The organism is Candidatus Poribacteria bacterium (genome assembly GCA_026706025.1).
GTDB lineage: Bacteria > Poribacteria > WGA-4E > WGA-4E > WGA-3G > WGA-3G.
Window position 1 is genome coordinate 50180 of record JAPOZO010000089.1, and the last position, 12994, is coordinate 63173.

The following is a 12994-nucleotide window of genomic DNA, read 5'->3' on the forward strand; positions in this document are numbered from 1 at the left end:
TGCGTAAATTCTGTTAAAATTAACGGCGGTAAATACTAACCTCAATTGCGTCCTGCTTCACCCACGGTAGGTCGATGTCAAACCAGTGTGTTTCAGATTCATAACGTTCGCGGACGTGCCCGAGATAATCCGCCATTGAATCTGCCCCGATACCGACGTTATCCGCCACGACGGTTGCGGGATCCGTCAGTCGCGACGCAATCGCCTGAAAACAAGGGAAATAGTTACTGAAGTTGTTATCAAGGAGCAGAAAATCGACAGGATCTTGGATACTTTTGAGTACCTCTTGGGCATCACCGATGCGTGAATCGACGAGGTCTGTCATACCCGCGCGTTCAAAATTTGCGCGTGCCTGTGTCGCCCGGTCAGCGTCTATTTCGACTGTTATCAAACGTCCAACCCCAGCATCTCTCAATACGCGTAACATCCAGAGTCCAGAATAACCGATAGCCGTGCCACATTCAACAATAAGGGATGGCTTCGCTGCCTCAACACAAGCGGCGAGAAATTTCGCCTTTTCTTCGCCTAACATCGGGATTCTCTCTGCCTTACACTGTACCTCAACCTCCTGTAAAACCTCATCAAACATATAAGCCTCCATTAGAACTCGGGTTGCCGTGTTCCAAACTTGACATCTGTCAATAGATATGCTAAATTTTTATTACATCGTATAAAACCTTATGAGAATAATCATACACGAAAACCCACTTTGCGGTCAAGAGTTCAGTACAACAGAAGTAATCAGCCATCAGTCATCAGCAGTCGGTTCTTCGTCAGGGTCAACGTTTGGTACGCATCAAGATTGTCTTTACTGATTGCTGACCGCCTTTTTAATTCAGAAAAAAAAATTGCAACCAAATTCCCTGCTTGGTGTGTATTGTAGATAAGCACCTCCGGAGGGACCTGATGCCTGAGTTAGACGATGAATTAATGGAACGCTACCAAAAAGGGGATGAAAACGCGTTTACGCTTCTCGTGCGCCGCCATCAGCAGCCACTTGTTAATTTTATTGCTCGGTTCATCAATGACAGGGACAGTGCTGAGGATTTGGCGCAGGAGACGTTCATCCGCATCTTTAAAGCCGCGAACCGCTACAAATCAGAGGGGGCGCATTTTAAGACGTGGATGTATCATATCGCCTCAAATCTCTGCAAAAATGAATTACGAAACCGAGGACGGCGAGACCGGTACAGAGTCAATAACGTTGTAAATAGCGAAAGCTATAGTGATGGCGACACAGAACAGATCGACTTAATCGCAAACGCGCCCGCGAACCCCGAGCTCCAACCGGAAATCGCACTCGAACGCAAGGAACTACGGAACGCTATTCAAAAAGCTATCGCAGAACTACCAGAACAGTATAGGCTCCCGCTTGTGCTTCGTGATCTACAGGGGCTGAGTTACGATGAAATCAGCGAGGTACTCGAACTTCGGAGCGGTACAACGAAATCTCGCATCAACCGCGCTCGGCTTATGCTTAAGGAAAAGTTAAAACCTTTTATTTGATGTTTTAGGAGTAACGCATGAACTGCTTACAGGTTGAGGAACACTTCTCTGCCCATCTTGAAGATACCCTCGATTACCAGACGCTGCAGGGCTTTGAAGGGCACCTCGGAGAATGCGAGGTGTGTCAACAGGAATATGCCCGATTTCAGGAATCTGTTAAAGCGGTACAGGAATTGCCGCAGATAGAACCCTCGCCGTACTTTATGTCAACGTTACAACAACGACTCGCTACCGAACAACATGAACCCAATAGCGTTAAGGCAATTGCGACAACAAGTTGGAAACAGCTGCTTGACGTATTCCGTCGTCCGAAGTGGGCATTCAGTGGCATCATGGTATTGATTCTCACCGTAGCAGGGACCTATTTCTATCAAGAGCGTCCACTGTTCGATCAAAACCCCCGCCCAGCATCAGGAACAACTATGTCCCAAGGGGAACAGATAACAACATCGCCTGAGACACTTCGGATAGAACTCCCGCGTTTCGTAAGAAATAGCAGGCAGTTCGCACCGAGCGATGTTCTCTCAACACCAACGCAACCGATGCAGCAGCGTTATATGTTAAAGCAGGTGAGCTACACCAACGCCTCCACCAGCGGCGGGCTTTAATTGGATAATTCACGAGTACCCTCTTTTTGTAGGCGCGAGCTTTGCTCGCGATTCCGGAAGATTGCTCAAAACATGCAAGCAAAGTAAGGAAATAAAGCATGTACCTGATAGAACCAAAACACCAACGATTGATAATCGGAATGCTCAGTCTACTTTTCTATGCAGTTACACCGAGCGTCGCAAACGAAAACGTTTTGCAGCTGCTTGAAAAGGAATTCCAGCAGATCGTCACCGACGCTCGCCCTGCCGTCGTGAAAGTTGTAGCGACGCAGATGATCCCACCGAACGCTGAAAAGTTGGTATTTACGCGCCAAGAGATCGGCTCCGGCATTGTTATCAACACCACCGGACACGTCGTGACAACGACCTTTGAGATGGAAACACCAAGTAAGATTGAGATCATCTTTAACAACGGGGCAGTTTCCGCAGCGGAACTCGTTGGCACCGATATATTTACAGATATTGCCGTCCTCCAAGTCGCAGAGGCACCGCTAAAAACCCTACAGCCGCCGAAGTCTCAAACCGCAGCATCTCTGCCTCCGCCCGCTCTGGTTCGGCGTAAGACACGCATGACGAGGGAATTTAAAACCACACCCCGAGTGAAATGGGGGGACTCTTCAAAAATCAGTACCGGTTCTTGGGTTGTAACAATAGGAAGCTCTTACGGACATAGCCCGATCGTCTCTTTCGGTATCGTGGGGGGTTGGGATACCTTACCAAATCAATTGTGTAGAGAATTGATTAAAATCAATGCAGCGGTTACACCGGGCAACAGTGGCGGCGCCGTCATAAACACCTCAGGAGAGATTGTCGGAATGATACTTGCTGTGTTGACAGAGCCACCTAATACCGCTAATTCATTGGCTGACACGCTTTTCCAAAAAGAGTTTAATCCCGATATTGCGAGATTTCTTGTTCAAGAATTATCGCAAGAAAGCCGGACACAGGAAATTACCTTTGCCCTGCCGATGGAGATGGTTCGCGCAGTTGCTGAAGAAATCATTGAACACGGAAAGGTAGCACGCGGCTGGCTCGGTGTTGAGGTAGAGGTCGTTGACCTTGGCGTCTTCATTACAGGCGTGATTGAAGACAGCCCTGCGCACAAAAGTGGTCTTTTACCGAGAGATCTTATCCTCGAATTTAACGAAGTGCCGGTACGCTCCTATGATGAACTGTTGAGATGTGTTGTGAGTGAGCGACCCGCCACGAAGATTCAACTCAAAATCGGTAGAAACGGAACCGAACAACATTGTACGGTAATATTAGGCGAGAAAGAGTAACACGCCTAACGCGTTATCTTTTTAAACTCAGCAAGATATGCCGCCGCAATCTCACGATTCCCTTTGATAATCAACAGATTCTCACTATTCCGTTTTTCTGCGTTTTTGGAGAAATTGTAGGACCCCGTAATCACTGTATCTTCATCAACAACGATTACCTTGTGGTGCATAGTTCCACTATTTCCATCCTTAACAACCCGCAAGCCCGCTGCCGCCAATTTCCCAAATTCGGAATGCTGATCCACCTGCCGCGCTTCAAATACACCCCGGACTTCAATACCGGATTGGAAGCGATCCCGCATTGCGCCACCGATCGCGTCGTGTGTAAACGAAAACGCCATAAAATGGATTGCGTTTTCAGCAGCTTTGATCTCCTTCAGCAGCGGCGAGACCGTATCACTCTCTGGTGAGAAATAGGTGAAAATCTCCGTCCCATCACTCAATTCCACCCTCGGATATGCTATAAACGCGCCAGAAGACTTTCCAAGCTGCGCATCAAGAAACAACTCTCGAAACTCCTGTGTGAAGTTGTATGCCAGTTGCACTGAATCAATGAGTATGACGTTATTATTATTTTTATATGCGCCGTTATGCGTGATGTTATAAGAACCGGTCCAGACGTACCGCTCATCAATCACGATGAACTTGTGATGCATCAACCCGTCATTATCACCGTCATCAGCGACAGGAATCCCGACTTCTTGCAATCGTTCAATTTCGGATTCATTAATATTGTCCGCTTCTGTGAAGATCCGGACTGCCACCCCCCGATTGTGCGCTTTGATGAAAGCATCGGCTACTGGCACGGCATCTAAATCATAGAGCGCAGCATCAACTCGCATCGTCGCAGCACCGAGTTTATCAACAAGCCGTCTTTCTAAGGAATACGAGCTGCCAGCTGCATTGACCTCACTGAAATAGACCTCCCACGCGCCCTGAGTCGTCGTGTCAGGTCTACTTTTGTAATATTTGATGCCGAACCCGATTGCAACAGCACATAACAAAATGAGAATGAACGGTACAAATAATTTCGGTTGACCACCCTGCGATGCTGCGCCGGTGTCATCTGTGCTCAAATTGCTATCCATATTTTCTCGTACTACTTTTTTTTCATCCCCCTGATAAGGGGCGGGGAATGCCCATACGGGGAATGCCATAAGGCATTCATACCGTTGATTCGCATTCATACCCGGGGAAGCCCACACGGGCTTCATACCGTTGATTCTGATTCTTTACGGGGTTAAAAACATTAGACACCCCACCTTTGGCGCGATGCCTCTAACGACTCAATTTTGGCATCTTCCTGCTTCCATGCGTAATGTCCTTTCGGTTTCTCACCGACCCACCTCTCATCAATCGGTTCGGATGCGAGCTGATAGCGTGTATCCGCCGTTATCCGAATTTTATCAGAGGTGTTAACCAGAGAGGCGTGCATGAGGAACATGCTAAAAACAATAAGGTCCCCTGCCGAAAACGTCGTTGTCGCCCAGTGTCCTCCAAACTTTTCAACGATTTCAAGCGGATCCTCACTAAAATGTCCTTCAATCATATCGCGGTCAACATCCGCCTTCCCATAAGTGGCGCGAACCTCCTCAAACCGATTAGAACCGAGACAGAAGACAATAGGTCCCATATCAAGCGATACATCGCCAAAGGGTGTCCAGCAGGAATAGAGATCTTGCGTGCCTCTCCCCATAAAGACGATATCGTAATGAATCGGGGAACCCGATCCGGGGCCTGCCGTGCGGAGCCATTTGAAATCAAACGTGCGTGCCTCGCCGCCGAGGAATCGCTTGAAAAAATCCATCACCGGTGCGCCTTCAACGACGGCTTTAAATGCCGGTAGCTGCGTCAATGCCTTATTCCCCATCGAACCCGTTGACGTGGGTTCGGGGTACGCTGGGTTGAAGATCCCATCCATTAAGGGTGCATCAGGTGCAAGCATGCCTTTCACTGCGAGTTTCTCCAGAATCTGTCGGCGCGCCGTGAGGACAGCGTCTCGGTCGTGTAGCCCACGAAGCAGGAGGTACCCGTCCACTGCTATTCGTTCTTTCAGGGCATCGGGATTGTCAAGGATGTCATTGCTATCACGTAAATCCGTGCTGACTTCTATTTCCTGATTCAAAAAAGGTAACCTCATCTCAATTCCTCACTTTCGATGGCGGTGCTTCTTTTAACCACGCCAGATTAAACCGATAATGCTGACGGCTGCTAATCAGATGAATGATCCCATTCTGCCCTTGGCAAACGGCGAGGTAGCCCCCCGGTTCAGCACTGTTCAATCCCATCTTAAAGAGTCGTCCATCCATCGTCTCAATATCTTGGTCTTCGCCATCATCTGTAATCAGGCGAGTATACTCCCACGTTTCGCCATCGTCATAAGATAAAGCACCAAAAAGACCTGTAACGAGCCTTTCATTCCCCGAAGCATCAACGATCGGCATCGGGGTCGGTTCCGTCCGGTCACCTGTGAAGGAGGCGAGGAAAATCGGTCCCTCTTGGAGCCGTAGCAGTACGCATCGCTGCCCACCCGAAACAGGCGGAAATGGACTTGCACTGTAATGCCACGTCTTGCCACCATCTGAAGAAACGCTTTTCGGCATCTGTTCGTTAATCGTATCACCGCGTCCATACGCCATGAGTCTGCCATCGGTGAGTTCAACAACAGCGGCGTGAATACCAGCGATCCACCCGCCCTGCTTACCATCGGCAAATTCGGGGATCGGTTGTCCAGCCCCTGGATCGTACCACGTCTCTCCATCATCGTCGCTGAGCCATATTGCGGTGCCGCCGTCGCCACCGCTTACTGCGTCGCAAGCGAGGAGTATAGAACCGTCCTGCCTTCGGAAAACGGAGGCGATCGGCATGTGCCGGAGCCGATGCTCTGGCGAAATGAAGCGCGATTTCGACCACGTCGCGCCGTTATCGTCAGAATAGCGCATCACTAACGCCAAAGGTCCCCACGTCGCTGCAGCCGAAAGCCCATTGAAATGATAAATCCGTCCATTTTCATTCCGCCAGAGAGAAGTCGCGTGATTGTTCCGATCCGGCGGTCCCCAGAAAGGTTCGGCGGGTTCCCACTCTGATTCACCAAAACGCAACCGACTCGCGGCAACTGTCAACTCGCGCCCACGTTCCGTAACACATGAATACCACGCCGCGAACATATCCCCGTTCGGGCATTCTGCTATCGCTGGAACGTGGTTATGTGCCGAAAAAAGTGGCCCGTTTGAACCTTCTGGAATTTTAACGAATGTCAACGGTTCAGCAAAATAGGGTGTCTCCGGCGCGGGTCCGCTTTCGGGTTCCTGTTTGACATCTCGTCCCCATAACGCTACCTTCGGTGTAGGTGCAGGCGATGTCTGCGGCATCTCACCACAAACGACCCGAAACCCGATGTACCAGTGTCTATCTTCAGGCACCGCTCCCATCCGATTCGCAGAACGTAAGTAACAAAGCAACGTCGAATGGCTACCACCGCGCGTAACACGATACAAACCATCTTCTCTACCGACAGGATTCACTTGTGAATGCGGTTCGTAGGGACCGTACCAATCCTGACACCATTCCTCCACGTTCCCGTGCATATCGTGTACACCCCAAGCGTTAGGTGGTGTTTGCCCGACATGTAAAGGGACTATATCCTCGGCACCGCGCCCGCGTCCGGCATCCGGGTACCAACTTTCGCCAACGTTTTTATGGAAATCAGGGGGCAAGGTATCACCGGTATGAAAATGCGTCGTCGTTCCTGCCCTGCAGACGTATTCCCACTCTGCCTCAGTCGGTAGCCGATACGGAAGCCCTTCTTTTTCGGAGAGCCATTCACAGAAGCGCATCGCATCGTGCCAATCGACAAATACCACCGCTTCATCATCCTCTCGTGAAAAACCAACGTCCTGAAGATTTTGCAGGTCACGATGTGTAGGATCAAACGCTGCATACTGGGCATTGGTCACCTGAAAAACACCGATGTAAAACGGTGTGCTGAGCGTTACCTCATGCACCGGATGTTCATCCCAATCGCCATCGCGGAGATGTGGCTTGTCTGCCGTCAATTCATCTGATAGCGACGCGTTCTCTGAACCCATCATAAAGCTGCCCGGTTCAATTCTCACAAATTGCATACCGAGTGAATTTGTATGTGTCTGTCCTTTAATCGCCAATTCCTGCATAGTTTTCCTTTCCTATCCAGACAATACCTTAGGCTGTACCCTCACCTTCACGTCTGCCACCATCATTATACCAACTCGTAGCGAATTTGTCACGAAAAATGTCGAAAAATATTCCCTTTGACTTTTTTCATTACTTTTGCTATAGTATTATAAAGTGTGTTAAAGGTTTCGTAACCCTTTTGTTAAAAAACAAACAAGTTTAGTATGCGGCAGTTGTTCGTTGCTATCAACTTTCAAGAGAATAAACCGTCTCAAATCGCTGCAAGTACGTCATTTAGATAATACTTAATACATCAATTAAACACCTAATTTTAGGAGGCACAATTTTGAAACAGTCTGTCATCTTCGGGCTACTTTTCCTCACTTTAATAAGCATCGCAACGATCTGTCAGGCACAAGATCTTGTATTACATCTCTCCTTTGATGAATTAGATGGAAAAGTTGCAAAAGACCTGTCCGAATTTGGTAACGATGCCACCTTTAATAAAGGTAATCCAAAATTGATCGAGGGTGTTTTCGGGCAAGCGATGGCGTTCGACGGAAAAACCGCTGGCGAAATTGATGACAATCCGAGCCTCGATATTGTTGATGGCATTACTATCGAGTTCTGGGCAATTGTTGAAGGCGGAGAAGCAATCCAGAGCGGTGTTGAGAAAGGCTCCGCTTGGGTCTCCGGTCTGTATAACCTCGCAGCACTCTACAACGGTGGGACGATTCTTCAATTCTTCGACCTTCCAGAACCGTGTAATGACGACAATAAAGGTCCGAGCATTCAGGACGGTAAATGGCATTTTCTTGCGGGAACGTGGGATGGTGATGACATCCTACTCTATATCGATGGCGAACTGGAAGCAGAAATGCCTTGTAAAGGTGAATTAAAACCGAACGACGAGTCGCTCTACATCGGTGCACGCGGCGGAAGCCAACGGTTCCTTACCGGTGCCCTCGACGAAATCAAAGTGTATAACTACGCCTTAACTAAGGAGGCGTTGCTCAAAGATATGGCGGAACCTGTCACGCTGCACGTTGACGCAGAGGACAAGTTGGCAACCGTCTGGGCACGCCTCAAAACCGACTAACCCATATAACAAAGGAAAGTTGATGCGAACAACTCGTTATCTTTTTGCACAACTGGCAAGTCAAAACTTGCTATACAAAAGTCCAACGTTTCTTCTTTTACTATTAACCCTCATTATTGGCTGCGCGCTGCCCTTCGGTCAAAACCTAACACCTGAAGAGCAGGTCGCCGTCGTTACAACCGATAAAGGCACAGTCGTAATTGAGTTCTATCCCGATGCCGCCCCCGTGGCAGTGGATAATTTCATCAAATTGATCAACCAGAAATTTTACGACGGCTTAACATTTCATCGCAGAGTTGACGAATTCGTCGTTCAGGGCGGGTGTCCTAACGGCGATGGAACAGGTGGCCCCGGTTGGAATATTACTGACGAATACATGCATCCGAACCAACGTCCACACCTTAGAGGTACAGTGGCCATGGCTCGGACGTCCGCGCCAAACTCATCCGGGAGCCAATTCTACATTTGCTTCAAACCCCAACCCTCTCTCGACGGCAATTACACCACTTTCGGCGGTGTAATTCAAGGCATGGATGTCGTTGATCGTTTAGCGATAGGCGATGTCATGACAAAAATCCGATTGGAGGCGAAGTCAAAATATGTTCAGGCAACAGCAGAATAAGCAACACCGGCAGTTCGCATCCGCAGCACTTTTAGTCTTGGCAACGCTGTTTGCCACCTTCGTGCTGAGTTGCGCACAAGAGGAGAAGAAAGCACCTGCACCGCGCGCCCGTCGCGCCGGTACAGGTTCAACGATAACCTCGGCAAAACCACAGATTAACCCCGCAACAGCCATAGCTGTTATTGAAACGGCAAAAGGCAATATTGAGTTTGAATTTCTGGCAACCGAAGCCCCCGAAACTTCTAAGAATTTCATCAAAAACGCGCAGGTGATGTATTACAAAGGTGAAAAGTTTAATCGCGCAGAAGAACTTCTCATCCAAGCAGGTTCAAAACTTGCCGCTGGTGAAACAATTCCCATTGAGAACGGTGCGAAAGAGATGTCACGTGGCGTTGTCGCTATGGCAAAAGAAGAGGGGACGAGCGTTTCATACGCATCTGAATTCTTTATCTGCCGAGATAGCACGATTCTGGATAGTGAATACACTATCTTCGGAAACGTTGTCAGTGGGATGGATGTCGTTGACAGTATCGTTGCAGACGACGTAATTACGAACATCACCATCCGAAACAAGGAATAGCAAAGTTCATGTAACGGTTGGCATTATGCCAATCGTTACATCCGACTCTATACGGAGGAATGTATGGCATTAACCGTTATCCGCACGGCTCGCCCAAACCCCGTTTGGCAGGAGAGTTACGTGCGCGTAAAAAAAGGACAACGTCTCGTTATTGACGGAGAGGGGGCTTGGTCACCAGATTTGCAAAATCGTACCGGCTGGTGCGGTGCCGATGGTATCCCGAAGACCCCAGGCTCCAACGATTATCTACTCCCCGGTACGAATATCGGTGCCCTCATCGCCAAGATCGGAAATACCATTTTCGCTGTCGGTTCACGCTACGACAATCCGGCTCCCGACGATGGCGTTATCTTTCTCGCGATGAACGAAAGTCCACACAACAATAATCAAGCAGGGAGTTTACTGGCACAAATCATTATCTTTGACGACGAATAACAGATCTTTTCAACAGACGCTGGATATACTCAGGTGAATCAGGAGCAGTTATATGGAAGAAACTATAGATCAGGAAGAAGCACAAGAACTTCCACCTACGAATTTCATCACTTTTCTCGGTGACCTCGTAACAACAGGGCAACTTTACTTGGAAGGGATCCGCAATCCTGAAACAGACGAGGTGATCATCGATCTTGGACTCGTGAAACGGATTATTGATAGTATTGAGATGCTCGAAGAAAAGACGAAGGGAAACCTCACTGCCCCAGAAGCCAACTTCCTGTCAAATACGCTCTACGAACTCAGAATGGGGTACATTCGTGCTGTCAGTAGACAGGAAGCAGCTGCACAAGAGGAAACCACGGCTGAAGAACCCGAAGCGGAGTCATCAGATAAAACAACCGAAGCAGAGGTTCCCGCTGATAAAACTGAAGAAGCCTCCTAATTAAGTGGTACAGCAAGAACTGTTATCCAACAACCGCGCATTGCAAGTCGGAATTCGCCGATTTTTATGAATTATCCGCTACAAATTGAGTTAACCCTGTTAAACCTTCTGGGAGAACCAATTATGGAATTCTATCACGGTACGACGTTAAGCAGCGCGAGAGGCATTATTGAAAACGGGTTTCGTCCACGCGGGGGAGCCACCTGGTTCACAACAAATTGGAACTACGCGAAGAACCGGGCCGAACAAAAGGCACGTCGAAAACATGGTAGACCTGTCGTCCTGAAAACCGATTTGGAGATTGAAGCACTCCGTACACACCTCGGTAACGGTAAAATTCATTTGCACGGCAACATTATAGCAGTTCGCGAACGGCTGTCTGTTCAACTCCTACAGTCTAATTTTTTTGAATTGTTAGCGTATCCAGCTGCACTTGCACAATGGGTTAACCATCAATTAGGGCTTTATTCCCACAATGGTGTGAGTCAAAACCACTGGGGCATCGTTAGATTGGCACACTGGATGGATAACAGGATGCGCTCTGGCACTGGAAAGCACATTGACCAACAGGAGTTTTTGGCAAAAGGCAAGCAATGGCTACCAGCATTCTTTGACAAAATCCCGTTCAGCCCTGAAGGACTCCCTATTCAACATCTTCAGAGGGATACTATTGCAGTCCGTGTACTGTACACTGACCTATCAGAAGAACCGATCCAGCCATCAAAAGTAGATACGCGCTACCTCAAGGCGATGGCGGACATTTCTAACGAAAATCCGAAACGCCGGATGCGCGGACTCCAATTTCTTGAAAAAACTGGAACTGAAGAACTATTTGATTGGTGTGCGATGCATCTTGAAGACGAATCAATAGACGTGGTATGCAACGCTTTGCGGATTATGTGCCGCTGTGATGAGGGCTATATTGCTCCCATTCTGCCGCATGCCGAATCGGAAAACAGACGTATTCGCGCGGGCGCACTCGCAGCACTCGCGAAACATGCCTCAGATGATGTCGAACGTTGGTTTGAACGCGGGCTGAAAGACCCCGCTGTATGTGTCCGCATGGAGGTCGCAAAACTTTTGACGACGCTTGATAGAATTGAGCATCAAGACCTTTTCGACATTGCGCGACACGATCCTAACCCCGTCGTTAAACGGCTTGCTAAAAAGCGGCATTAAACTGGAAAAATCATAGTACTTCCCTTGTAAACGCGCTGTGTTAATTGTAAGCGCACCTCATGCATGAAAGAGGAGAATGAATTATCAACGCCAGATTATAATCGCCCTTGCAATGCTCATGGGCTTGCTCGTGACAGGAACCACCGGTTACTTGATGCTCGAAAGGGATAGCGGATGGGATCCCCTTGACGCAGTCTATATGACGGTCATTACCTTGACAACCGCTGGGCATGACGATCTGGAAATGAGCGACAACGGACGTATCTTTACGATACTACTTCTCATTGGTGGCATCGGGGTATTCACCTATAGTGTCACTGTCGCCACCAGATTTCTGATCGAAGGACAACTCCAAAATTTTTTCCGACAACAAAAAATGGTACGAACTGTCGATAAATTATTAAACCACTATATCATTTGCGGGCTCGGCGATACCGGTGTCCATGTCCTCGACGAGATGCTGAAGGCAGATGTTGATTTTGTCGGCATTGAACTCGAGGAAGAACGCTTAATCCACCTCGCTGATACACGAAATTTTCCATACCTCCACGGCGATGCAACCGATGATGAAATACTCACGCGCGCCGGTATCACGCGCGCACGAGGGCTCGTCACTTGCCTCAGCCGCGACCAAGATAACCTGTTTGTTGTAATCTCCGCGAGAAAATTAAATCCGCACTTACAAATAGCCTCCAAAGCGGTTGAAGATAATTCGCCCGGGAAACTGGTTACTGCCGGAGCAGATGAAGTCGTACTCCCAGATCACATTGGTGGTATTCGTCTGGCATCGAGTATACTCTACCCACACCTCGTAGAGTTTCTGGAAAATATCACGCAAAATCAGCAGGAAACCCATTTTGCCGAATCCATTATCCAGCAAAATGCCACATTAGACGGGATCTCTCTCAAAACCGCCAATATCCAAGAACATACCGGATTGGTCATCGTCGCCATTCGTGATAATGACGGGACATTCCTCTATAATCCGCCAGGAGATAAGAGAATCCAAGCCGGTGATGCCCTATTAGTCATATCGAATCAGAGACAGTTACAAATATTACACAAACTCACAGGAGATTCCAGTTAGG

Annotated in this window: 14 protein-coding genes; 10 read left to right on the forward strand and 4 right to left on the reverse strand. The window is 48.5% G+C overall.

The genetic code is table 11. The annotated features are described in order from the left end of the window. Nucleotides 1-19: 19 nt before the first annotated feature. A complete protein-coding gene (locus tag OXH00_23030; protein MCY3743899.1) occupies nucleotides 20-589 on the reverse strand; it encodes a class I SAM-dependent methyltransferase in 570 nt (189 codons plus the stop codon). A gap of 317 nt (nucleotides 590-906) precedes the next feature. Between OXH00_23030 and OXH00_23035 the strand changes: the two genes are divergently transcribed. The 3 genes from OXH00_23035 (at nucleotide 907) to OXH00_23045 (ending at nucleotide 3394) form a co-directional block, all read left to right on the forward strand. Continuing rightward, entirely contained in the window at nucleotides 907-1506 is a 600-nt protein-coding gene (locus OXH00_23035) for a sigma-70 family RNA polymerase sigma factor (protein ID MCY3743900.1), read from the forward strand. 17 nt (nucleotides 1507-1523) lie between these two features. Beyond that, nucleotides 1524-2114, forward strand: coding sequence for a zf-HC2 domain-containing protein (locus OXH00_23040; GenBank protein MCY3743901.1), 591 nt, complete (start codon nucleotides 1524-1526; stop codon nucleotides 2112-2114). Between the two features lie 98 nt (nucleotides 2115-2212). Continuing rightward, nucleotides 2213-3394 (forward strand): trypsin-like peptidase domain-containing protein, encoded by a 1182-nt coding sequence (locus OXH00_23045; GenBank protein ID MCY3743902.1) that lies wholly within the window; start codon nucleotides 2213-2215, stop codon nucleotides 3392-3394. 5 nt (nucleotides 3395-3399) lie between these two features. Here OXH00_23045 and OXH00_23050 read toward each other — a convergent pair whose 3' ends face one another. From OXH00_23050 to OXH00_23060, 3 genes are all read right to left on the reverse strand, one after another. Next, a complete protein-coding gene (locus tag OXH00_23050) occupies nucleotides 3400-4482 on the reverse strand; it encodes a phospholipase D-like domain-containing protein (GenBank protein MCY3743903.1) in 1083 nt (360 codons plus the stop codon). Between the two features lie 161 nt (nucleotides 4483-4643). Further along, the gene (locus OXH00_23055) at nucleotides 4644-5534 is read right to left on the reverse strand and encodes a phytanoyl-CoA dioxygenase family protein (GenBank protein MCY3743904.1); all 891 of its coding nucleotides are present in this window, start codon (nucleotides 5532-5534) and stop codon (nucleotides 4644-4646) included. Nucleotide 5535: 1 nt separating this feature from the next. Then, on the reverse strand, nucleotides 5536-7566 hold the full coding sequence (locus tag OXH00_23060; protein MCY3743905.1) for an SUMF1/EgtB/PvdO family nonheme iron enzyme: 2031 nt from the start codon (nucleotides 7564-7566) through the stop codon (nucleotides 5536-5538). Nucleotides 7567-7892: 326 nt separating this feature from the next. Between OXH00_23060 and OXH00_23065 the strand changes: the two genes are divergently transcribed. The 7 genes from OXH00_23065 (at nucleotide 7893) to OXH00_23095 (ending at nucleotide 12993) form a co-directional block, all read left to right on the forward strand. Then, the gene (locus tag OXH00_23065; GenBank protein ID MCY3743906.1) at nucleotides 7893-8645 is read left to right on the forward strand and encodes a LamG domain-containing protein; all 753 of its coding nucleotides are present in this window, start codon (nucleotides 7893-7895) and stop codon (nucleotides 8643-8645) included. 22 nt (nucleotides 8646-8667) lie between these two features. Further along, nucleotides 8668-9267: a peptidylprolyl isomerase gene (locus OXH00_23070; GenBank protein MCY3743907.1), complete on the forward strand. Its 600-nt coding sequence runs from the start codon at nucleotides 8668-8670 to the stop codon at nucleotides 9265-9267. Next, nucleotides 9245-9847 carry a peptidylprolyl isomerase gene (locus tag OXH00_23075; protein MCY3743908.1) on the forward strand — a complete coding sequence of 201 codons (603 nt, stop codon included), beginning with the start codon at nucleotides 9245-9247 and terminating at the stop codon, nucleotides 9845-9847. Before OXH00_23070 ends, OXH00_23075 begins: the two co-directional genes overlap by 23 nt. A 63-nt stretch (nucleotides 9848-9910) precedes the next feature. Continuing rightward, nucleotides 9911-10282 carry a hypothetical protein gene (locus OXH00_23080; protein ID MCY3743909.1) on the forward strand — a complete coding sequence of 124 codons (372 nt, stop codon included), beginning with the start codon at nucleotides 9911-9913 and terminating at the stop codon, nucleotides 10280-10282. A gap of 52 nt (nucleotides 10283-10334) precedes the next feature. Next, nucleotides 10335-10727, forward strand: coding sequence for a DUF1844 domain-containing protein (locus tag OXH00_23085; protein MCY3743910.1), 393 nt, complete (start codon nucleotides 10335-10337; stop codon nucleotides 10725-10727). 123 nt (nucleotides 10728-10850) lie between these two features. Beyond that, nucleotides 10851-11906, forward strand: a complete 1056-nt coding sequence (locus OXH00_23090) for a HEAT repeat domain-containing protein (protein MCY3743911.1) — start codon at nucleotides 10851-10853, stop codon at nucleotides 11904-11906. 76 nt (nucleotides 11907-11982) lie between these two features. Beyond that, nucleotides 11983-12993, forward strand: a complete 1011-nt coding sequence (locus OXH00_23095) for an NAD-binding protein (GenBank protein MCY3743912.1) — start codon at nucleotides 11983-11985, stop codon at nucleotides 12991-12993. Nucleotide 12994 lies beyond the last annotated feature (1 nt).